Source organism: Bradyrhizobium sp. Ash2021, assembly GCF_031202265.1.
Lineage (GTDB): Bacteria > Pseudomonadota > Alphaproteobacteria > Rhizobiales > Xanthobacteraceae > Bradyrhizobium.
Map to the genome: position 1 here is coordinate 3,917,022 of NZ_CP100604.1, position 22,200 is coordinate 3,939,221.

Annotated in this window: 24 protein-coding genes and 1 pseudogene; 19 read left to right on the top strand and 6 right to left on the bottom strand. The window is 57.1% G+C overall.

Translation table 11 applies throughout. From position 1 onward, the window contains the following. The first annotated feature begins 365 nt into the window (after positions 1-365). Positions 366-554, top strand: coding sequence for a hypothetical protein (locus tag NL528_RS18465; protein ID WP_309184119.1), 189 nt, complete (start codon positions 366-368; stop codon positions 552-554). Positions 555-1,422: 868 nt separating this feature from the next. Here the strand turns inward: NL528_RS18465 and NL528_RS18470 are convergent. The 3 genes from NL528_RS18470 to NL528_RS18480 all read right to left on the bottom strand — a co-directional run bounded on the left by NL528_RS18470 (position 1,423) and on the right by NL528_RS18480 (position 4,192). Further along, entirely contained in the window at positions 1,423-2,427 is a 1,005-nt protein-coding gene (locus NL528_RS18470) for a transposase (protein ID WP_309184120.1), read from the bottom strand. Between the two features lie 36 nt (positions 2,428-2,463). Further along, the gene (locus NL528_RS18475; RefSeq protein ID WP_309176722.1) at positions 2,464-3,747 is read right to left on the bottom strand and encodes an IS256 family transposase; all 1,284 of its coding nucleotides are present in this window, start codon (positions 3,745-3,747) and stop codon (positions 2,464-2,466) included. A gap of 67 nt (positions 3,748-3,814) precedes the next feature. After that, positions 3,815-4,192, bottom strand: coding sequence for a transposase (locus tag NL528_RS18480; RefSeq protein ID WP_309184121.1), 378 nt, complete (start codon positions 4,190-4,192; stop codon positions 3,815-3,817). A gap of 101 nt (positions 4,193-4,293) precedes the next feature. Here NL528_RS18480 and NL528_RS18485 point away from each other — a divergent pair, with 101 nt between their 5' ends. From NL528_RS18485 to NL528_RS18530, 10 genes and pseudogenes are all read left to right on the top strand, one after another. Then, positions 4,294-4,770, top strand: coding sequence for a hypothetical protein (locus tag NL528_RS18485; RefSeq protein WP_309184122.1), 477 nt, complete (start codon positions 4,294-4,296; stop codon positions 4,768-4,770). 42 nt (positions 4,771-4,812) lie between these two features. Next, on the top strand, positions 4,813-5,901 hold the full coding sequence (locus tag NL528_RS18490; protein WP_309183221.1) for an IS630 family transposase: 1,089 nt from the start codon (positions 4,813-4,815) through the stop codon (positions 5,899-5,901). 85 nt (positions 5,902-5,986) lie between these two features. Continuing rightward, entirely contained in the window at positions 5,987-6,166 is a 180-nt protein-coding gene (locus NL528_RS18495) for a hypothetical protein (protein ID WP_309184123.1), read from the top strand. 455 nt (positions 6,167-6,621) lie between these two features. Next, the gene (locus tag NL528_RS18500; protein ID WP_309184124.1) at positions 6,622-8,007 is read left to right on the top strand and encodes a hypothetical protein; all 1,386 of its coding nucleotides are present in this window, start codon (positions 6,622-6,624) and stop codon (positions 8,005-8,007) included. 30 nt (positions 8,008-8,037) lie between these two features. Next, a complete protein-coding gene (locus NL528_RS18505) occupies positions 8,038-8,916 on the top strand; it encodes a sterol desaturase family protein (RefSeq protein WP_309184125.1) in 879 nt (292 codons plus the stop codon). A 96-nt stretch (positions 8,917-9,012) separates the two neighbouring features. Further along, positions 9,013-9,741: an isoprenylcysteine carboxylmethyltransferase family protein gene (locus NL528_RS18510; RefSeq protein WP_309184126.1), complete on the top strand. Its 729-nt coding sequence runs from the start codon at positions 9,013-9,015 to the stop codon at positions 9,739-9,741. 322 nt (positions 9,742-10,063) lie between these two features. Further along, a complete protein-coding gene (locus tag NL528_RS18515) occupies positions 10,064-11,572 on the top strand; it encodes a hypothetical protein (RefSeq protein WP_309184127.1) in 1,509 nt (502 codons plus the stop codon). Positions 11,573-11,956: 384 nt separating this feature from the next. Continuing rightward, entirely contained in the window at positions 11,957-12,688 is a 732-nt protein-coding gene (locus tag NL528_RS18520) for an isoprenylcysteine carboxylmethyltransferase family protein (RefSeq protein ID WP_309184128.1), read from the top strand. Between the two features lie 363 nt (positions 12,689-13,051). Next, complete coding sequence (locus NL528_RS18525; RefSeq protein WP_309184129.1) at positions 13,052-13,363, top strand: hypothetical protein; 312 nt, start codon at positions 13,052-13,054, stop codon at positions 13,361-13,363. Between the two features lie 98 nt (positions 13,364-13,461). Beyond that, positions 13,462-13,595, top strand: a pseudogene (locus NL528_RS18530) (IS5/IS1182 family transposase); the annotation flags it as partial. 225 nt (positions 13,596-13,820) lie between these two features. Here the strand turns inward: NL528_RS18530 and tnpB are convergent. Genes tnpB through NL528_RS18545 form a run of 3 tightly spaced genes read right to left on the bottom strand, consistent with a single transcriptional unit; the run spans position 13,821 to position 14,682 of the window. Next, on the bottom strand, positions 13,821-14,234 hold the full coding sequence (gene tnpB, locus NL528_RS18535; protein WP_309184130.1) for an IS66 family insertion sequence element accessory protein TnpB: 414 nt from the start codon (positions 14,232-14,234) through the stop codon (positions 13,821-13,823). Beyond that, a complete protein-coding gene (locus tag NL528_RS18540) occupies positions 14,231-14,488 on the bottom strand; it encodes a hypothetical protein (protein WP_309184131.1) in 258 nt (85 codons plus the stop codon). Before NL528_RS18540 ends, tnpB begins: the two co-directional genes overlap by 4 nt. Continuing rightward, the gene (locus tag NL528_RS18545; RefSeq protein WP_375144027.1) at positions 14,452-14,682 is read right to left on the bottom strand and encodes a transposase; all 231 of its coding nucleotides are present in this window, start codon (positions 14,680-14,682) and stop codon (positions 14,452-14,454) included. Before NL528_RS18545 ends, NL528_RS18540 begins: the two co-directional genes overlap by 37 nt. A gap of 692 nt (positions 14,683-15,374) precedes the next feature. Between NL528_RS18545 and NL528_RS18550 the strand changes: the two genes are divergently transcribed. From NL528_RS18550 to NL528_RS18585, 8 genes are all read left to right on the top strand, one after another. Next, positions 15,375-15,584 carry a hypothetical protein gene (locus NL528_RS18550; RefSeq protein ID WP_309184132.1) on the top strand — a complete coding sequence of 70 codons (210 nt, stop codon included), beginning with the start codon at positions 15,375-15,377 and terminating at the stop codon, positions 15,582-15,584. A gap of 115 nt (positions 15,585-15,699) precedes the next feature. Then, positions 15,700-16,206 carry an A24 family peptidase gene (locus NL528_RS18555; RefSeq protein WP_309184133.1) on the top strand — a complete coding sequence of 169 codons (507 nt, stop codon included), beginning with the start codon at positions 15,700-15,702 and terminating at the stop codon, positions 16,204-16,206. A gap of 1 nt (position 16,207) precedes the next feature. Further along, positions 16,208-17,164 (top strand): Flp pilus assembly protein CpaB, encoded by a 957-nt coding sequence (gene cpaB / locus NL528_RS18560; RefSeq protein WP_309184134.1) that lies wholly within the window; start codon positions 16,208-16,210, stop codon positions 17,162-17,164. Then, on the top strand, positions 17,161-18,360 hold the full coding sequence (locus tag NL528_RS18565; protein WP_309184135.1) for an AAA family ATPase: 1,200 nt from the start codon (positions 17,161-17,163) through the stop codon (positions 18,358-18,360). The genes cpaB and NL528_RS18565 overlap by 4 nt, the downstream gene beginning before the upstream one ends. Positions 18,361-18,554: 194 nt before the next feature. After that, positions 18,555-19,832 carry a CpaF family protein gene (locus tag NL528_RS18570; protein WP_309184961.1) on the top strand — a complete coding sequence of 426 codons (1,278 nt, stop codon included), beginning with the start codon at positions 18,555-18,557 and terminating at the stop codon, positions 19,830-19,832. Then, complete coding sequence (locus NL528_RS18575; RefSeq protein WP_309184136.1) at positions 19,829-20,761, top strand: type II secretion system F family protein; 933 nt, start codon at positions 19,829-19,831, stop codon at positions 20,759-20,761. Before NL528_RS18570 ends, NL528_RS18575 begins: the two co-directional genes overlap by 4 nt. After that, positions 20,758-21,663: a type II secretion system F family protein gene (locus NL528_RS18580; RefSeq protein WP_309184137.1), complete on the top strand. Its 906-nt coding sequence runs from the start codon at positions 20,758-20,760 to the stop codon at positions 21,661-21,663. Before NL528_RS18575 ends, NL528_RS18580 begins: the two co-directional genes overlap by 4 nt. Positions 21,664-21,746: 83 nt before the next feature. Continuing rightward, positions 21,747-22,196: a hypothetical protein gene (locus tag NL528_RS18585; RefSeq protein ID WP_309184138.1), complete on the top strand. Its 450-nt coding sequence runs from the start codon at positions 21,747-21,749 to the stop codon at positions 22,194-22,196. Positions 22,197-22,200 lie beyond the last annotated feature (4 nt).

The window sequence follows — 22,200 nt, forward strand, 5'->3', positions numbered from 1 at the left end:
GGCTGCAATTGTTGCTGTCCTCACTCTGAATTTTGTGGACGAGCATTTTAATGACGCCCGCTATACGCGGGCGGCGATCAATGTCATTTCGCAAGTCGCACGGGCATTTGTGTAAGCAGCTTGGTCGGCGGGCGCTATAGCCTGAGATTGCGCATGGGTTCGGAGGTTAGCCTGCCGATTTCACCGCGTCCCAGCCCTCGCCGAATGCAGCCGTTTTGGTGGATTGGGGGTTGATTGGGGCTTGCTTGGCCCCCGTCGGCGGCTTTAGAACGGGTTCCAGGGCTGGCGGTGGTAGGGAATCGCTGCGCCGCTGCCGTGTTGGCGGAAGTGAAGGGCGGGCAAGCGTTACCCCTGGGGAGGGCTCAATGACCGTTGCTGAATTGATCGAGAAGTTATCGGCGCTTCCGGATAAGACGGCGCGCGTGGTGAAAAGCCCGGGACCATGGGATGGCTTGAACGAACCGAGCCCTCCATATGACGGTTATGCCGACAAGGATATGCAATTCCCAGTTCAGGCCACGGATCCGGACGCAATCCACGTCGTTTATCTCTGATATTCGGCAAGCCATTGACGTTCTTTGGGCTATGAACGGCGACGGCGGCCTTACGGCATGAAGTAGGAATAAGCGATCACAGCCAGCACCGAAATGCTGACCACGAGCGTTCCCGCCTCTAAAATGCGCCGCACTCGCTACCATTACCAAGGCTGTTTTGTGGATAGGCCTGATGCTTGATTGAGCATCTGCATGGGGGCAGCCGTCTTCGAGGCCACGCAAACAGGCCGGCCCGCAGACACCCATTTCCGGAAGCATAAATCAAAGTAGCGGTCCGTTTGATCAGGCCGGTGTCGCGATCAATCGCGGTACTTTGGGCCGTGGAGAGCCCATGCTGGTCACGGCATTTCAGTATATTAAGGCCAAATTCGAGAGCCGCCCAAAATATCGGTCACAGACCAGGAGGTTGGCACGAATGATCCTCCGGCCGTTCTGGTTACGGGCGGCGCGGTGTTGGCTTGCTTGGCATCGAGCGCTGGGGAAGACGAGCGTAGCGCGACTCCGAGCCCGAACTTAAAATTGACGAAGCCCAAGGCGAACGGAATGCTGCAGAGAAACATGCCGACGTAGAACAGTTCCGACGTGCTACAACTACGACACAGGGGCGCTTCCGGCGCCCGCCCTTTACCATGCCACCAAGGGCGGTGTCTGCGTCGGGTTATCCCCAGCTACTCCGTTGCTGGTCGTGTTAGAATGCGTATTGAATGAATGCACGACAGCTCACTGATGCCGTTCTCAGGACAAGCGAAGATGGCGGCGCGCTCAAAATGGCAGGATTAATGCTTGTAACAAAGAAAGCCAGCTCTGCCAGCCTAGGAGCCCGTCCAGATAGGCGTTGCGACGGGCATTTATTGGCAGGTTAGCCGGCTCAGGCAGCCTTTGCGAGGGTGAACAGCTTCAGGAGGTTGTGGGCGGTGCAGATCATGGCCCACTCGGCACGCACTTTTTCGACACCCCGCAACAGGAACTGGCGGAAGCCGCGTGCCTGTTTGATCTGTCCGAACACCGGTTCGACCACTTGCTTTCTCAATCGGTAGGGCGTTTCGAAGCCGCCATCGTCGATCTTCTTTCGCATCCGTTGGGTCAGCGGTCCGCCGATTTTTCCGTTCGCGGCTGTCGGGTGCTTGGCGCGTCCAGGCGCGACATAGCCGTCAACGCGATGTGCTTCGAGCGCTTCGAGATTGGATTCGCTGCAGTAGCCGGAGTCCGCTGAGGCCTGCTCCGGCGTGCGGCCGAGATTGTTCTCGATGGCCTCGATCAGGGGCACCAGCTGGCCCTGATCGTTGCCGCACTGCGTCAGTTCGTGCGCGACAATGATCTGGGCGCCTGCGTCGACGGCGGCCTGTGCATTATAGGCCTGAACGAAGCCATCCTTCGACTTCATGATGCGGCTTTCCGGATCGGTGAAGTTGCGTTGCGACTTGGGATCAGGCTGGTCCGATGCCGGCGCCGCCGGTTTGCCCGGCTTCTTGCGGCCTTCGGCTTGGCGCTGCTGTTCCTTTTCGGCCTCGATGCGACGCTCTTCCTCCGCGGCCAGCCTGGCGTCGGCCTCCAGCGCCGCCATCGCCTGCTGGATCTTCGCCAGCCGCTTCTCCTTGTCGCCAGCCCAATCCGGCAGCTCGTCGCCGCGTTTGTCTTTGCCGAAAGTCTCGTCCTCCTGAGCATCCGCCGCCTCAGCGGCCGCCAGCATGCGAGCGACCTCGGCTTTCAATTCCGCCTCGCGTTTCTTCATGCGCTCATAACTCATCGCTTTATGTTTCGACGCGTTTGCTTTGATCTTCGTGCCATCCAGCGCCACGTGGCCGAGTTTGACCAGCCCGGCCGTCTCGCACAACTTCAGAACCTGCAGGAACAGCGCACCCAGCGCCTTCAAAGAGCTATCGCCAATTTTTGGTGACGGCCTGATCAGTCAGGCGGCGGCGGTTGCGGGCTGAGGGGCGGCCAGCTTGGCGGTGACCTCGATCCCGTCGGTGAATTTCACACCGAGAATGATCTTTGGCAAGTGTGCATGTCCGTCGAGCCGTCGCCAGGATCGTTGCGCCCCTTCGACCAGCTTGAATACCATGGCGAGAGCGGTCTTGTTTGAGAGGCAGCCTTTCGATCGGATCGTGCGGTGGCGGACGGTCGCGAAAGTGCTTTCAATCGGGTTGGTGGTGCGCAGGTGCTTCCAATGCTCGGCCGGGAAGTCGTAGAAGGCGAGCAGCAGGTCGCGATCCTTCGTCAGACAATCGACGGCCTTCTGGTATTTCGGCGTGTAGCTTTCGATGAAGGCGTCGAAGGCGACTTCGGCATTGGCCTTGGTCTCGGCCATCCAGATTTCCTGCAGCGCCCGCTTGGCCTTTGGTTGCACACTCTTGGGTAATTTGCCCAGCACGTTCGCCGTCTTGTGCACCCAACAGCGCTGCTCGCGTGCTTTCGGCCAGACCTCGCCGGCCGCTTTCCAGAAGCCGAGCGCGCCGTCGGCGATCATCAGCTCGGGCCGGGCATCGAGCCCGCATCGCTTCAGATCCAGCAGCAGATCGCGCCAATCCTGCGCACTTTCCCGAGCGCCATCGGTGAACCCGACGAGCTCTTTCTTGCCCTCGGGCGTCGCGCCGATCAGCACCAGGATGCACTGCTTTTCATCTTCCAGCCGCGCCTCGAGGTGGATGCCGTCCGCCCAGACGTACACGTAGCGCTTGCCCGACAAATCACGCTTGCGCCACTGGGCATGATCATCCTGCCAGCCGTCCTTCAGGCGGCCGATGGCGCTGGCCGAGAGGCCGGGCGCATCCTTGCCGAGCAAGGCCGCCAGAGCGTCCGAGAAATCGCCGGTCGAGATGCCCTTCAGGTAGAGGATCGGTAGCAGCGTCTCGATCGACTTCGAGCGGCGCATATAGGGCGGCAAGATCGATGGCGAGAAGCGGATGCGGCGGGGATCGCCGGCTGCGGCCTCGCGATCGCGCACGCGGGGCTGGCGCACCGGGACCGCGCCGATGCCCGTCATCACCTCGCGCTCGGGCAGATGACCGTGGCGCACCACGCGTTGGTGGCCATCCTCGGTCTTCAAATCGGCATGCTTGGAAAGAAACCCGGCGACCTCGGCCTCCACCGCCTGGGCGAGAAGGGCACGCGCCCCATCGCGCAAAATGTCGGTGAGTTGGTCGCTGAAAGTTCCTGGCTGAATCAGTTTTACGACGGTATCCTTAGACACGGCATATCGCTCCTTTGGTGGAGAAGTGGAGGCGTTGAACACCCCCACGATATGCCGCCTTCCCGATTCACGCCGTCACCAACTTTGGGCCATAGCTCGCCTTCAAATGCCGCTTGCGGAAGTCGCTGATCGTCCGGAAGTCCGGCGGATCCAGCGCCACAATCATCACAAAATCGTTCCGTTCGCGGCAGGCCTTCGCGATCCGCCGCGACGAATACAACCCACTCGCATAGCCGTGCAGCAGAAGTGCCACCATCATGCGCGGGTCAAACGGCGGCTGCCCGAGCCCGCTCACATAGCGGCCCGTGATCTCCTTGAGATCGAGGCTCTCCCGCATCAGTTCAACGATAAACCGCGAGACATGGCCTTTCGGCACGAAGTCCTGCACATTCGGCGGCAAAAGCAGCGTCTGATCGATATTCCAGGGGCGAAAATACTTGCTCATCGCCCAAGGTTGAATCAGACTCGCTCAGAATTGAACAGCGACTATTCGGACAGGCTCCTAGCCGCCGTAGACAACCGCAAATCCGGGAATGGCCTGCGGCCTTGGCTGCCAATCATATTCGGCGCAACCGCGTATCTAAGTCTCCTTCCCTACACCATTGGGCGAACCTTCACGGCAGCTTTACGCTGGGGTTGGCGCTCATTGCGCCGTTCGCATCAGAGGCGGTCTGGACGGCCGACCCATCCGCGCGGAGGGCACTGGCGATCCAATGGCTCCGGTTTGGGCTGCTGGCGCTGGCGGCAGCCTGTATTACTCCGTATGGCGCAGAGTCGTTCCTCGCCACGTTTCGGATCCTTGGCCTCGGTAGCGTTCTTTCGGCCATCGGCGAGTGGCAACCGCAAAATTTCGCGATGCTGGGTCCTTTTGAAGGCTACCTGTTAGCCGGCCTGGCCTACGTTCTTTATAGCGGATTGAAGCTTCCTCCCATGCGAATTGTTGTACTGCTTGCGGTCCTTCACGAGACCTTGGCCCACATGCGCTACGTCGACGTAATGGCACTGGTAGTGTTCTGTCACTGACATTTGAATCCCAACTTGTCGCGAACATGATTCACTCGCGGCATGGGAAATGACTTGATTGTACTTGATCGCAAGGCTCGCAGGGAACTGGAGCAACTGCTCACCGATGGAAACACGGCTCAGAAGATCGCCAAGCGAGCGAGGATCGTGCTGATGACGGCGGACGGTCATGGCGTCGTGGCGATTATGCGTGAGGTCGGGGTTTCGAAGACCACCGTCTGGCGCTGGCAGGACTATTTTGCCGAGGCCGGCGTCGATGGTCTGATCAAAGGCCGCTCCAAGCCGCCTGGCCGAAAGCCGCTCAGCGCTGCCATGAAGCTCAAGGTCGTCGAGAAGACCGTGAAGGAGCGTCCCGCCAATGCCACGCACTGGAGCGTGCGGTCGATGGCGGAAGAAATGGGCATCAGCCACACGAGCGTGCAGCGCATCTGGGCCGAACACGGCCTCAAGCCGCATCTCGTGCGCAGCTTCAAGATCTCCAACGATCCCGACTTCGTCGCGAAGGTCGAGGACATCGTCGGCCTTTACGTCGATCCGCCGGAGAAGGCGCTGGTGCTTTCCGTCGATGAGAAGAGCCAAATCCAGGCACTCGACCGCACGCAGCCGGGTTTGCCCTTGAAAAAGGGCCGTGCCGGCACGATGACCCATGATTACAAGCGCAACGGCACCACAACACTCTTCGCCGCGCTCGATGTGGCGGCCGGTACCGTCATCGGCGAATGTCTGGCACGCCATCGGGCAGACGAGTTCCTGTCGTTTCTGAAAACAATCGACCGCGAGACGCCCGCACATCTCGATCTGCATCTGATCCTCGACAACTACGCCACCCACAAGACGCCGGCCGTGAAGCGCTGGTTGGCGCGACACAAACGCTTCACACTGCACTTCACGCCGACATCCTGTTCCTGGCTCAACCTCGTCGAGCGGCTCTTCGCCGAAATCACTCGCCAGCGCATCCGGCGAGGAACCTTCAACGACGTCACCGAACTCAAGACCGCGATTGACGAGTGGATCGAGCATCGAAACCAAAACCCAAAGCCCTTCAAGTGGACCGCCAGCGCCAAATCCATCCTCGCAAAGCACCGCCGAGCCAAAAAAGCGCTCGCCATCGCAAAAGCGGGATGCAAATGAATGAGTCAGAACAGTAGCACCATTTTTTGTTGCGCGCCCGCTGGCGCAACACCTGTCATACCGGGTGCAGCCGGACGACCTGAAGATGACTGTTTCGTCGCGGCGAGGATTTATCGCGGCCATCGTGGCGCTCGTCGCGGTGACCGGTGTGACGATAGCCATGGCTGATTTTGCGCCACCCCGGACGCCCTCTGCTGCCGTCGAAAAAATCAAAGAGAGGAAAGCCGATCGCATTTTCAACGAGTACTACTTTGCGGTTATTTGATTTATCAGGGGATTCCGACGTTTATCGATTCACGTGCCGAGTTGTACGGGGCAGCCTTCCTCACTCGCTATGAACGCGCAGTTACACTTAGCGATGTCGCGGATTTTGTCCGATTGCTCGATGAATACGGGATGCGTCTGCTCATGGTCTCTCCTGTTCACGGCAATTATCCGCCGCTGTCAGGCAGAAATTCCACTTATCGTCCTGTCCAGATTTCCGCGACCGGCTCTTTGGAACAAATCGGCAAATAATCAGGTGTAGTCGTAGACGTTACGTTGTATGAGTAGCGGATATCCTTCCGGCGAGATATCAAGCGTTATTTGGCGAGTAACATGATTTACGAGCAAAAGTTGCGGGGGCAGCCGCAGGCAATTTTGAGGCACCGAGATCTAATCCTAATAGGTTCGCTGTTTGTCATATCGGTCGCCCCCGTACTTTTAGTTCGGATCCCCGCGATGATCGACTACGTCAATCATCTCGCTCGAATGCACGTGCTCGTTGATGCCGCCGCTGGACGGTCGAACACAGCTTATGTAGTGGATTCGCGCCTCTATCCGAATCTCGCTGTCGATATTATTGTTCCATGGTTGGCTCAGTTAGTTGGTGTCGAAACCGCCACTCGACTTTTCCTGCTTGCAAGCCAGACCCTGGTGGTTACCGGCGCGATTGCGTTGGAGATCGTGGTTCGCGGGCGACATCAACTCTCAGGCTTCGCAGCGCTAACTGCCCTTTACAGCTTGCCTTTCCTTTGGGGTTTGTTGAACTTTGAGTTTGGCTGTGGCGTCGCGTTGTGGGCTATCGCGGTTTGGATTCGCTACCGTGACGGGCGTTGGCAAGCGCAGATCGCATTACATACGATCTTTGTCGTTGTGCTATTCGTCAGTCACCTATTCGGGCTGGGTATCTATGGTTTGACGATTGGTTGTTACGAAGCCAGCCGAATTGCCGGGTACCGTCAGGCGGCGCGAACGCTAGCTGTGATGGGGTTCCCCGTCGTTGCGCTTTACGTCTATCTCATTTGGTCAGGCGGTGCGATTGGGAAGCCGGTGTTCGACTGGTGGTTCATATTTAAGTTGGTGTGGCCGTTACTGGTTATGAATGGGTACAACCTATCTCTTTCAATTGCACTTGCGCTTACAATCGCTGCATTGCTGCTGTTCCTTGGATATAACCGCGTATTCGGGCTGACGCGGCCTGCCATCTTAATCGGATCCGGTTTTCTGGTCGCATATCTACTAATGCCGACGCGACTGTTCGATAGCGCATACTCCGAGGTTCGTCTCATTCCCGCGATAATGACGATCCTTCCCGCGTTCTTGACGGTGAGCTGGCCGTCACGGTCCGTTCAATCGGTGGCCGCACTCGTGGCTGTAACCATCATTCTCGTCAATGCGGCGAGCATCGCATCCGTTTGGTCGGCCTACCGTTCCGACTACGCCGAGATGATCGAGTCATTTCATTTACTTCCCCCTGGTTCAACGATCCTGATCGCACGCAGCGATGGCAGTGGGGGCGTAGATACGCCGATGTTCTATGCCCCGACACTGGCGGCGCACTACGCAAACGCATTCGTGCCATCGCTTTACAATGTGTCGGGGCCTATCAAGAAAGCGCCTTCGAAATCGCGTTTCGAAATCGAAGATTCGCGTGACTACCTACCCACACCGATTTCGCAGTTGAACAGCGCTTCAGGTGGTGGACCGGCGCCGGCCCATGTCCGCGGTTGGCGCACCGACTATGATTACCTCTATGTTGTCGGAGATCAGACGGTCAGCATCCCGGACCACTTAACCATCATGATGGGCAGCCGCCGGTTTAGCCTTTATTCCATCGGTAAATAGCGATAGGGTAACGGCCAAGGGAGGAGCGTAATGGATCCCTTTGGCTTCAAGGTAATTTTTGTCATTTTTATTGTGTTTGTACCGCTCGAGCGGCTGTTCGGCATGCATCCGGAGCAGAAGGTTTTTCGTCGCGATTGGGGCAACGATGTAATCTTCCTGCTCTTGAATGGCATTTTGACTAAGCTTGGTCTGCTGGCCGTTATTATTGGGACCATTTATTGCGCTGCATGGATTGTCCCGGCATCCCTTCAGGCAACGGTCGGCGGTTTGCCCTATTGGGTGCAAATCGCGGCCGTCATCGTGCTCGCCGATTTGGGATTCTATTGGACCCATCGCATGTTTCATGCGGTTCCCTGGCTATGGAGATTCCACTCCATTCACCACAGCATGGAGGAGCTTGACTGGCTGGCCGCGAGCAGGGGCCATCCGGTCGATCAGATTGTGACCATGGGGGTCTCGCTGGTACCTGTAATCGCGCTGGGTTTCTCCGAATGGGCAATTGGGGCCTTTGCCATGCTCCATCTGTGGCAGTCGGTTCTCGCTCACTCCAACATTCGCTTAGGATTCGGTCCGCTGCGCTTCTTGTTTGTTTCGCCAGAATTTCATCATTGGCATCATAGCAACCAGCGTGAAGCCAGGGACCGGAATTTCGCGGCGCAGCTGTCCTTCCTGGATTTATTGTTCGGGAGTTTTCATTTGCCGCGAGGGCAAATACCGACGATCTACGGTCTGGATCGGCCGATGCCGCAGCGCTATGGGCTTCAGTTGCTTTATCCGTTCATCGGCGAGCGGATCTTTCGATCCAAACCGGACACAACGGGGCTGGCTGAGACGATGCGCGCGCCAGAGGAGGCGCCCCGCCCTAATAAACCTCAGTTCGTAACGGATCCCCCGTGCTTAACCGGTTAATCTGCACCTTGAATGACCAAACCTGCTCGAGTCGGGAACAGAAGCAAATTTCAAGGGCTTGCCCTTCGCCGGCGATGAAAGCACGAGATTGCGACGATGACCGTCAAACTCGATGAAACCGAATCCCACGGGGAAAGTATGGCCGTTGAGTTGACTGTCAATCGTTGGCTCGATCGGACCGCGAGAGCCGCGGTCGTTGTTGTTTTTACCGCGCTTGTCATGATTGGCGTTGCGGTAATTCCTCGCCTGTTTCCGTTGGACAGCATCCATAAGCTGCTCATGCTTGCGGCCAGTATTGCTAACGTCCTTTTTCTGAGCCTGGTTGCAGCGACAGCTATTACCCGGCTGGCCCCGATACAGAAGTCCAAAGGCATCGAGCCGCGGCTCTCGGCTTTGCTCGGCACGTTTTTGTGCACAACACTTGCTTTGCTTCCGAAGGCAGAGCTGGGCCCTGTTTGGTCGGTCGTGTCCACGACGTTGATCCTGGTGGGCACTTCGCTTTCTTTCGTGGTGCTTCGCTGGTTGGGCAAATCTTTCAGCATTTTTGCGGAGGCAAGGCGCTTGGTGACAGAAGGACCTTATCGAATCGTCCGGCATCCGCTTTACCTCTGTGAGGGGGTTGCTTTGATCGGCATCACCCTCCAGGTGCTTTCGCCGCTTGCCGTGCTGATTCTCATTGCAGTTGCGATGGTTCAATGTCGGCGTATGATAAACGAAGAGGCGATTCTAAAGGTGGCTTTTCCTGAATATCTCGCCTATGCCGCGAATACATCTTTTCTGATCCCCACAAAGCTTAGCTGGTTCTCAGGATCGAACCCGCCGTAGGTGGTTCGCCCCGGTTCGATGGATCGAGTCCAGTTGATCTAAGCCTTCCTTCACTCAGCGATGGAGATAACCGTTGGCGAGATTGCGGATTGCGCCGCTCTGCAGCGAGCAAGGTCGGCCCAGGATCAAAACCCTCATCAATTGTGTCGGCCTGCCGCGTTGGAATTTAACTTAATCTGTTCGCTGCCGATGCAGTGATGTTCTTTAAGCGAAAGTTCAGCCCGCCACCGCCAATGCTGGCGCGGCCATTAATCAACTTGAGAGCTTTTCGTTGCGCCGATAGGTCGAAGTTGACAATAGTCGACATCCCGGGACATAGAGCATGCCTTCAAGCAATATTTCGTTTCAGGTGGATGCGGAGACCAGGCTGAGCGCGGCCCCTATTCGCAGCGATTACCTTCGGCCTTGGTTGCCACTCATATTCGCGGCTACAGCCTATCTGACGCTCATCACCAGGATGGCCAGCCTATCGAGGGATTCGGACCTCTATTGGCACATTACGGTCGGCCAGTGGATCATTGATCATCGTGCTGTACCTCACGTTGATCTGTTCTCCTTCACCATGCGCGATTCACCTTGGATAACCAGCGCGTGGCTTTCAGAAGTCCTTTACTTCGCTGCATTCAAATTAGCTGGTTGGCCGGGACCTGCAATACTAGCCGCGCTGTCGGCGTCCATAGCGTTCTTCCTGCTTACGCTTCTACTTTTGAAAAGACTGCCGAACATACCTGTCATGATCTTGGTGGGTGCCGGAATTGCCATGACGGAGATCCACATGCTGGCCCGGCCGCATGTCTTGATCTTTCCCTTAATGGTGCTGTGGGCTAACGCCCTGGTCGAGGCGACCGAACGGGGCCGAGCTCCTTCGGTCGCGTATATCCCGCTCATCACTCTCTGGGCGAATCTGCACGGAAGCTTTACGCTGGGCCTGGCTTTGATTGCGCCGTTTGCCTTCGAAGCACTTTGGACAGCGGGCAAATCCGCCCGCATGACGATCGCGTTGCAATGGCTTCGATTTGGGGTACTGGCACTTGTGGCTGGCTGTATCACCCCGTATGGGCTCGAGTCGATCCTGGTCACATCCCGCATTTTGAACCTTGGGGCGACCCTTTCAAACATCAGCGAGTGGAGGGCGCTGGACTTCGGCACACTAAATCCCGTTACAGTATGCATTATCGCTGGCGCTGCTTACGTCCTGTACAGCGGGTTTAAGCTGCCTGCGCTCAGGATTGCTGTGCTCCTAGCTGTAATTTACCAGACTCTCGCCCATATACGCTATGTCGACGTTTTCGCACTCGTTGCCCCGTTCTTCGTTGCCGGTCCATTAGGGGAGCACCTCTCATGGCCCCAATTGCAGCACAGCCGGAAAGTCATTCCCGCAGCAAGGACAGCTTTTATCGCAGCTATCGCGGGCCTCGTTTTAACAACTGGAGTGATCGTGGCGACAATGGAGAATACGCCACCGCTTGTTCCGCGCGTTGCAGTGGAAAGGCTCACGAGCTTAAAGGCAAATCGCGTCTTAAATGACTACTACTTCGGCGGGTATCTGATTTTCCAGGGTATTCCGACGTTCATTGATTCACGTGCCGAATTGTACGGGCCGGTCTTTCTCAAACGCTATTTCCGAGCCATTTGGCTCGATGATCTGGCGGATTTTGTCAGATTGCTCGATGAATACAATATCGATGCAACGCTGCTTTTCCCCTCGACTCAGGCCGTAGGTCTGCTCGATCGACTGCAAGGATGGGAGCGGACTTATGCCGATGACGTGGCCGTCGTCCACGTTCGTCGCAGGCATCCGGGAAACGCGGATTCCATCGACGGCAATTAAGCATGTTGCGGCCGCGGCTCGTCCCGTCTTCCAAGACATCCGCCGCAAGTTCGAAGGTCGGCCAAACAGCCGAACGCGGGCGTCCGTGGCTCAATGAAGGCTCCTGCATCCGTCTGCGACCTGAACGACCCACCATGTTTGGTCGTACGACTTCGTTGCTATCGTATCCGTTCCGATAATGGCTGAGTGCGTGGCCGAGGCGCTTTCGTAATTGGATCGCGGTGGTCGGAGCCAACACCGCCCTCGCTTCGTAACGGACCCCCGTGCTTTACCGGTTAAATCTGCACCTTGAATGATCTATCCTGCTTGAGCGGGGAACGGAGGTAAATTTTCAAGGACTTGCCGGGTCACTTTCGCCGACAAGGAAAGCACGAGATTGAGACGATGACCGTCAAACTCGATGAAACCGAATCCCACGGGGAAAGTATGGCCGTAGAGTTGACTGTCAATCGTTGGCTCGATCGGACCGCGAGAGCCGCGGTCGTTGTTGTTTTTACCGCGCTTGTCATGATTGGCGTTGCGGTAATTCCTCGCCTGTTTCCGTTGGACAGCATCCATAAGCTGCTCATGCTTGCGGCCAGTATTGCTAACGTCCTTTTTCTGAGCCTGGTTGCAGCGACAGCTATTACCCGGCTGGCCCCGATACAGAAGTCCAAAGGCATCGAGCCGCGGCTCTCGGCTTTGCTCGGCACGTTTTTGTGCACAACACTTGCTTTGCTTCCGAAGGCAGAGCTGGGCCCTGTTTGGTCGGTCGTGTCCACGACGTTGATCCTGGTGGGCACTTCGCTTTCTTTCGTGGTGCTTCGCTGGTTGGGCAAATCTTTCAGCATTTTTGCGGAGGCAAGGCGCTTGGTGACAGAAGGACCTTATCGAATCGTCCGGCATCCGCTTTACCTCTGTGAGGGGGTTGCTTTGATCGGCATCACCCTCCAGGTGCTTTCGCCGCTTGCCGTGCTGATTCTCATTGCAGTTGCGATGGTTCAATGTCGGCGTATGATAAACGAAGAGGCGATTCTAAAGGTGGCTTTTCCTGAATATCTCGCCTATGCCGCGAATACATCCTTTCTGATCCCCACAAAGCTTAGCCGGTTTTTCTCAGGATCGAACCCGCCGTAGGTGGTTCGCCCGGCGTTCCACGGAATCGAGCCCGGTTGATCTAAGCCATCCTTCACTCAGCGATGGAGAGAAACCGTTGATCAACAAGCTGGCATCGGTGACGCAACGGAACGGGGGCGCGAAGGCCCAGATCAGCTCATAGCGTTCCGTCCCGTTGCATGTCGGAAGCGTTGCTGGAAGTGCTGCCATTTGGTTGCAGGCCTTCGCGCAGCCGGCGAGGCTGAACGAAGAACGCGTATCGACGTGGGGCAGGAGGTTCGCGGTCCTCCAGCCACCAAAATCGATCCAAGCCCGGAAGGTAAAAAGATTTCATGCTGCAGAACCAGGGAAGGGTACCCCTTAAGGTTAATAAAGGATTAGCGGATGACAACCTTCGGACCAGATAGTATAAATTTGGGCTGTTGGCAGGAGGCCATCGACGTTCTGATGTATGCATTAATTCGCCTTGTAGAAGGATTTGCTTCTATGTTGAATTTTTATGTCAAGACCACAGAAGCTTTTAAGCGTCTGCGCACCGACAAGGACGGCGTGGTGTCGTTCGAGTACGTGATCGTAGCCGTTTGTATCATCGCCGCGGTGCTAGCTGCGTACGGTACCACTACTGGTACTGGTATCGGGTCTGCTCTGAGTGGGGGGATCGCGCAAATCGCCAACACTTTCAGCGCCGTCCCGTAGTACGGTCGTCTGACCTCAAAGGCGGCAGCGGAATCTGCCGCCTTGAGAGGGTGGGCAGCATCTCAGAACACTTAACTGAGTTCTTCCAACGTGGGATGTTGCTGGCCGAGAGCCTGCGTCTGGCGCACGACACCCGCGCTGGCGCGGCATGGATTTGGCGCGGGTGACGGTCGATACCACGGTGCAGCCGAAGGCCATTGACGCCGAGCTGCTGCAAGCAGCGATCCGGGGTGGGGACTGAACCGCTTGATAATGCCGGCAGTGTCATTCGGCCCTTTAATTGCGGATTGTTGTCAAGTCCTCTCTTCCTTTTTTCAAGCCGTTTGGCAATGCCGTAGCGCTCGTCCCGTCGGAGCGGGTCGGGGTTGCGGAGAAGGGGCGAGGGCGGCTGGCAAATCGATCGCCAGCTGGGTGGTTGGTAGTTGGTATTTGATGTCGTTCAGCTTTGCTATAAATCTCAATGCGATCGCGTTGCTGCCGTCGCTGGGTCATGATCCTTTCCGAGGTCGCGAGACGCGCCTGATGATGATGTCCGGGGCGGACGCCTCAACGTCTGCAGCGGAGTGCGGCCGAGCCGCCACCAGCCGAATGAACGAGATCGCCACAACCACCGTCCCAGCGGGACATGGCCAGCCCGGTAAACCAGGCCAGAAACTTGCAGATCAAGGTCAAGCTGCTTGGGCTTGTCCCCATTCGAAAGCAGTCCCATCAACCCAGATGCAATGGAGCTGCGGAACACGAAGACGTCGCCGCAATACGGGTTCGCACGTAGCGCCTCGCTCACCAGCGCCGACAGCGTGTGCAACGATTTGCGAAAGTCGACCGGCTGTGCCGCCAGCACCACCTTGAGGTCGGCCCGCAGCGCGATCACCGGCCGCCCCGAAGCGCCGACACCGTCGAAAGCGTCGGCGCGTCGACTCCCGGCTCGACCCGGATGCGCACCCCGCTCATCTCGATCTCGATCACCCCGCGCAGCTGACCTGGTGGCGAGACCATCTCCTGCGGCCTCGTGTGCGCCGGCGGAAGATGACCCGGCTCGTCTGCCGTCGCCGGACCGCAATCGGAACCGATCCGGACCGGCACAAAGCCTAGCGCCTTGACGCCTGCCGCCGCTTGTGTCGCCATACCGTGAGCAGCCCGCGGACAACGCCATTGCGGCGCGCGACCTCGGAAATGTTGGCGCCTTCCTCGAAGCTCTCCGCTACGATCCGTGCCTTCTCTTCCGCCGTCCACCGCCGCCGCCGGCGCTCCCCGGTGATCAACTCGATACGACGATACGAACAGCCTTCCTGCCTGGCATCAAGCATGGCATCTGCCATCGATTCACTCCCAACGATCAGCTCATGCCAAGCTGTATCGCAGACCACGCGCACGACCGCGAGGTGGGGGCCTCATGCCGGTTACGAAAGGTCGTTCGGTGCCACTGAAATAACGCACCATCGAGAGGATGCTCTGCAACTTCCACCATGTCATCTTGCCCTCGGTCAGGTGCGCTTGCGAGGTTCTCGGCAGCCAGTGGAAGAACGCCAGCCAGCTCTCGGTGCCGAAGACGAGCTGTGGACGACGAACATCGCGATGGCCGTCACGCTGACGCTGACAAACACGCGCCGCTAGCGGTCACACAATGGCGCTCCTCGAATCCTCGATGGCTGCGTGTCGCTGGGCGGCAATGTGCAAACTGTTATTGAATGTGAAGCGACTCTTGGCGTCGGCGTTTCCCGACTACGCGCTTATGCTGCCAGTTGCCGCGTATCATTCCGGTACATCCTGCTTTTTCGGGGTACTCCGCCTGAGCGCGGGAGGGAACTCGGTCAACCGGCGCCAGAAAAAGCAGAGAATGCCCGGCGATTTGGCGTTGTAGCCCGCCGGTTACACCGGAGTTTCACGGTTAAGGTTAAATTAGGGCAAACATTGACTTAGAGGCCACTTTAACACAAAGTTTACCCAGTTGGCAGCGCGTTTGTCTGCCAGCGTAGTTGCAGTTTCATCTTGTAAAGAAGGATTTCCTCCTATGTTGAAGTATTATTTTAAGACAACCGAAGCCTTGAAGAACCTGCGCGCGGACCAGGACGGCGTGGTGTCGTTCGAGTACGTGATCGTAGCCGTTTGTATCATCGCCGCGGTGCTAGCTGCGTACGGTACCACTACTGGTTCTGGTATCGGGTCTGCTCTGAGTGGGGGGATCGCCAAGATCGTCACCAATTTCGCCGCCGTGCCGTAATATGGTCGTCTGACCTCAGAGGGGGGCATGGAATCTGCCCCTCCTTTTTTAAAGCATGCATTTGATCTTAAAGCATGCGTTTTAATGTGCCCGGCTTTTCAAAGGCGTGCATTTAATGGATTGGATTGCTCCCACAGCCTCGTTTCTGGAAATTCTGTTGTTGCTCTATGTCGCAACGATCGATATCGCGACACGATTGATCAGAAATGAAATTTGTCTGGTGTTGGCGCTGCTAGGGATCGCCGGGCAAGTTGGCGGCCCGATGCAAGTTGCCGGATCGCTGATCGTCGCGACAATTCTGTTCGCGCTGCTGTTAGTCATATACCAGCGGGGAATGATTGGCGGCGGCGATGTCAAGTTGCTGGTGGCTTTGGCGATTGGTCTCCCGTTGCGGGGTGTGATTGAGTTGTTCACCATAACCGCGCTGGCCGGCGGCGTTCTTGCTCTGGTGCATGTAATGATGCGCCTGCTGCCATCTCCCAGGCTGGCGCCCGCCGGATCGTCGTTCGTACGCCGCGTCTACGCGATCGAGCGCTGGCGCCATTTGCGACACGCGCCGCTTCCTTACGGAGTTGCGATAGCGTGCGGTGGTATTTGGACCGTTTTGAACCGAGGATTCTGACATGTCGTCTAGTTTGCGTCTCTCGATCATTTTAGTGTTTTTGCTCGCAACCACTGCGCTCGGGCTTATCGCCTACAACATGAACGTGTCGAAAGCACAGGTCCCGGTACAGGTCACGGAGAAGGCGTCGGCGCCTCTCACTCGGTACCTTGTCGCGGCACGTCCGTTGAAGGCGGGTACATTGACACGCGACGAAGATTTCCGTTCCGAGCCGTTGGATAGTGTTCCAGCGGGGGCGATACGTGATACGACCGAGGATAGGAACAAACTTCTCGGTTCCCTGGTTCGCAAGAACCTCGACACTGGCAGTCTTATCACATCAGAAAACGTATTGCTCCGAGGAGATCGGGGTTTCCTCGCCAGCGTCTTGGAACCGGGTACCCGTGCCATCAGCATCAAGGTTGATGCAGAATCTGGTGTCTCGGGCCTGATCAAGCCGGGTGACTATGTGGATGTCGTGTTGACCCAAGTGGTCGCGAACGCAGATGTCGCGCGTCGGGCCCTCAGCGAAACCCTTCTCCAAAATGTTCGAATCATCGCGATTGACCAGGAGATTGTGCAAGGCGGCGGAGCCAATAACACCACGGCCGCGAAGGTAGCGCAAACCGTGTCACTGCAGCTTGCGCCAGAGCAGGTCAAGAAGATTGCGGTCGCAAAAAATCTCGGATCGCTTTCCTTGGCCATGCGGTCAGCGGTCGAGCTACGGGATACAGCGGACAGTCGCACTATTTCCAGTTGCGATGTATCGCCGGAAATAGCCCGCCAGAATGCCATTGCCGGCCAGAGCGCAGCGGTGGTGGTTTATGGAGGCGGTAAGGTTCAGGAATACTCAGTCAGGAAACAAGATTCAACCTTCGGTTGTGGCGTTTTGCCGAAAATTGCCCGCGAGAGCGAAACGGTGGTGGTCCATGCGGCTGATGAGGTTGAGGCCGTAAAGCCGCTGGAGAAACGGCGATGAGCATTAACATGGCAATAGTCAGTCCGACCGAAGAAGCTGCGTCTCTTGTAACGCGCAACCGAATCGTTTGTTTCGTAAATGACGAGCTCAGTGCAGCAGCGCTGCGAAAAGGCCTCGAAGGTAGCAACTTGTCAATCAGACGTGGCACGATCAGTCATGCCATACGGATGCTCGAGACCGACACCGAGCTATTTGCGTTGGTGGCAGACATCAGTGGACTCGATGATCCATTTACCGAACTGGAAAGGTTGTCCGCCGTCTGCCCTCCCGATGTTCTGGTGGCGCTGATCGGTGAGAGCCGGGAGATCACTTTCTACCGCGAGCTGATGGAAATCGGCTTGACCGAGTACCTTCCGAGGCCGCTCACGCGCGATATGGTGCTGCATCAGTTGCGCCCGAAGCTGCTTGGCGACGTGAGACCCGGTGCGGCCGATCGGGGCGGGCATGTGATCTCGATCTGCGGCGCGCAGGGGGGCGCCGGAGCAACGAGTATCGCTATCAATCTCGCACTGCAACTGGCCGAGACCACAAAGGCCAAGGTCGCGCTGCTCGACCTTCATTTGCAAAACGGCGAAACGGCAGTGATGCTGGGTGTTCGGCCCGGGCCGGGGCTGCGGATCGCTCTGGAAAACCCGATGCGGGCGGACACCTTGTTTCTCGAACGCGCGGCAATTGATATCAACGAGCGGGTTTGCTTGATTTCCGCCGATGAGGATCTGGATGCGCAGCTGGACATCACTGAAGCCGGAGTGAGACACGTGCTGGGTCTGCTCCGTCAACGGTTCAACTACATCGTTGTCGACATACCGGTGCCGTTTCCGCCATCCATCCATCCCGTGATCACACTTTCGCGCCACGTACTGGTGCTGCTGGAGGCGGAAGTGACCGGACTTCGCAACGCCCATGCACTCCGCAATGCCGTCACCAACATTGCCGGTAAGGATCGGGTCTTCACTTTGCTCAATCGTGCCAATCGTGCCGGCGGCCTTCCCCGGGCCACGATCGTCAAGGCCTTGGGCGCAGAACCCGACATGGTGATTCCCGATCTCGGCAAGGGGATGACCCAAGCGGTCAATCTCGGAATTCCAGCTTTAAAGCACGTATCAAAACTGCGTCGTTACCTCGCCCCGATTGTGCGGGAGATCGCCGGTATCGGCGCCCAGCGGAAGGGATGGTTCAGGAGGCTGTTCCGGTGACGAAAAAATTTGGTACGCGCGAACGCGATGGCACACCAACCCGTTTTCCTGAATCGACGCCAAGGGATGGCGGGCCAACTGGTTTGCTTGAATTGATGCCAAGCGACGACGGTTTGACCGCGCAGCCGGTGATGCCAGGCGAACCTTCGACCGAGCAGCCCGTGATGCCGGCTTCGCTGCGCGAACAAATCGTGATGCCATCTTCGCTGCGCGCGCGCGTCGAGATGCCAGCATCACTGCGCGAACGGGTCATTGAGCAGATTGAGCCATCGGTGGCGGCAACTGTTTCGCGCGATGTGCTCCGGCGGCAGATCGAGGAAATCATCCATGGCATCGCCAACCAGGACCGACTCGAATTGTCAGGTCGCGAGCAGTTTCAGCTAGCAGACGAGATAGCGGACGACATGACCGGCTATGGGCCGCTCCGTCCGCTCCTGATGGATCAGTCGATTAACGATATCATGGTCAACGGACCAAGTAACGTCTATGTCGAGCGCAACGGCAAGCTGGAACGAATCGCGATAAGATTCCGCGACAATGCTCACATCGCATCGGTGGCGCAGAAGATTGCGGCGCAGGTTGGACGGCGCGTTGACGAATCAAGTCCGATGGTGGATTGCCGCCTGCCGGATGGCAGCCGGGTCAACATCATCTTTCCGCCGCTGGCGATCCATAGCCCCTGCATTTCCATCCGAAAATTTCCAAGTCGCCGTTTGGATATGGCCGGTATGATCCAAAACGGCTCACTGACTTCGGCCATGGGAAAATTGCTGGAGATTGCTGCCCGGTCTCGCCTCAATGTTCTGGTCTCTGGCGGTACTGGTTCAGGCAAGACGACGCTGTTGAACGCTATGAGCCAATTCATTGATCACAGTGAACGCGTTGTCACCATCGAGGATGCGGCAGAGTTGCAGCTCCAACAACCGCACGTGATCAGCTTGGAAACCCGGCCTCCTAGCCTCGAAGGCACGGGGCAGGTGACACAACGTGATCTGGTGTGGAATGCCCTGCGCATGCGTCCTGACCGGATCGTCGTAGGCGAGGTGCGCGGCCCTGAAGCATTTGATATGCTGCAAGCGATGAACACAGGTCATGATGGTTCGATCTCCACGGTGCATGCCAACTCAGCCCGCGACGCACTGACTCGAATTGAAAACATGGTTCAGATGGGGCAGCCAAATCTGCCGCTACGGGCGATTCGGTCTCAGATCGTCGCTGCGTTGGACATCATCGTGCAAGTAGAACGCATGCGGGATGGACAGCGTCGCGTCATCCAGATTAGCGAGGTGATCGGCCTGGAAGGCGATGTGATCACCACCAATGACATCGCGGCGTTCGAGTACGAAGAGGAGGATGTTCACGGGCGGATATCGGGTACCTATAGGTCCACCCAAGCAATCCCGAAATTCAAGAGCCGTCTTACCTATTTTGGGCTTGATCGAGCCTGGGTTGACGCCATGAGGCAGCTATGATGGCGGAGCCTTTGATTATCATTGTCCTGGTGCTCGTCCTATGCGCAGCGGCCGAGACGTTATGGCTCGACGCACGACACAGGCGCTTCGATCGTCAACTAGCGATCGCTCTACCAACCTCAGACCCTGCGAGGCTGCCCTCCATTCGTCGGTTACAAGCCGGGTCCCGGTGGCGGTTTTTCCACCGCTTTGCCAATTTCAGTCCCGAGATGGCTTACGACTGGCACCCCGCGTATGTGCTGCTTGCCGGTGCCATCGCAGCAGTGGCAGTCTTTTATGCTAATAGCCTACTGGGATTTTCCACCTTCTACGTGTCCCTCGCGGCTGCAATTGTCGACATCATGGTGGTGCGAGGTCTGTTTGGATGGCAGCGCCGTCGCCTCGCCAATCAACTGTTTCGACAGCTACCTGACACGATCCAGCTGGTGACAAGTACCGTTCGATCCGGGCTGCCTGTGAACGAAGCATTTCGCACTATCGCGCGCGAGATGCCCGAGCCAACTGCTGGGCAGTTTGCCATCGTATGTAACGAAGTAAGGTTGGGGAGACCTCCAGAGGAAGCTATCGAGGATGTCTATTGGCGAACGCAGGTGGCAGAGTATGGAATCTTTGCGATGACGCTGGCAGTCCAGTTGAAGTCGGGTGGCAGTTTGAGCGAAACCTTGCAGACACTGGGAGACACTGTGAGTCAGCGTGTTGCGCTAGCTGCGCGCGCGAAGGCTTTGGCAGGAGAGGTGATCTTTTCCTCACGAGCGCTTGCAATCTCACCCTTGGTTGTTGGAGCGATACTATACTGGGTCAATCCGCAATCAATTGATCTACTGTTCACGGATCCGACTGGAAACATGCTCCTGGCCTACGCGGTCACCTCGGTGGTTATGGGGCACCTGGTTATAAGCTGGATGATCAGAAGGGAAACAAAACTATGACGTTTGGTCTCGGCATGGTGACGCTGGCCATAGCGGCTGGGGCTGTGACCTTGATGTTGATCATTTACGAAGTACACCTTCGTACATTGAACACACGGGTAACAAACGCGGTACTGGGCATTCCTAACCAGCCAGCACGATTCCAGGACATGACCGGCTGGATGTCATCGCTCGGCATGCGGTACCGGCGCTTCTACGCTTCGGAAAATCTGGAACAACTACGAACGGTCCTTCAATCGTCAGGTTTCAATCATCATCGAACCCTGCCGGTCTGGATCGGCGTCAAAACTGTCAGCATGTTCTTATTCCCGATCGTCGCGTTTTTTGTTGCGCAGCTTTCTGGGAAGCCACTGACCGATGTGCTGATCTTTACGCTGATTGGGGTGGTGATCGGAATTATGGGGCCGCGATTAATTCTGATGGTACTGAGACGTCGTTTTGAAGCTGCCGTTCGAGTAGGCACGCCCGATGCTATTGATTTGCTGGTTGTGTGCAGCGAAGCGGGAATGGGTCTGGAGAGCGCGGTGCAACGAGTTGCGCAAGAATTAAACCAGACGAATCCTGCCTTGGCCCGGGTTTTATTTGGTCTCCTTGATGATCTGCGGATATTGCCAAATCGCAGCGACGCATTCGAGAAATTGGGAGCTACGTCGGAGGGGCTTCGCCGATTTGCTGCCATGGTCAGCCAAAGCCTGCAATACGGAACGCCATTGGGCCAGGCTCTGCGCGGTATCGCGGTCGACCTGCGGCGAGAACGCATTACCAAGCTGGAAGAAAGAGCGCACAAGTTAGGGGCCAAGCTGACTATTCCGATGGTGTTGTTCCTGCTTCCAGCCATGTTCGTCATTATGGGTGGAAGCCCGTTTCTGCGCCTTGTTCGTACATTCACCAGCTTCCAGTAAGTAAGCGATGAGCACGGTGACTACCCTGTGGAACCACTGGTTTTAACGATCGGACTTTCGGTCGCCCCCGTCGAGGTAGGCTTATGAGCAAGAAAGGTTCTTTGATAGCGGATCAACGCGGCGCCGTCGCGTTTGAGATGATCATCGTTTACTGGTTCTTGTGCTTGTTCCTGCTTCTGCCGCTTGCCGACGTTGCTGTCGCTGGCTTCCAATATATATCCGCGTGGCAGGCATTGCGCGCCTTCGGGCAATACGTTCAGTACGCACCGCCACCTGACGTCACCAACGCTTCAAGTTGGGCGTCAAGCGCACTCGCCAAAGCCGATTCCCGTTTTCCCATCCCCAGTATTCAACTCGTTTGCGGTGATAGCGCTTTTGCGTGCTCCGCATCCAATACTGCGTCCCCCAAGTACTATTCATACACGACGACCGTCACCCTGGCACCCATGGTGGTTCCGAAGTCGGTGATGTGTCAGAGTGGCAATGCTGATCCGTGTGCCTACACACTGGCTTACTCAGAACGGTTTCAATAGGAGA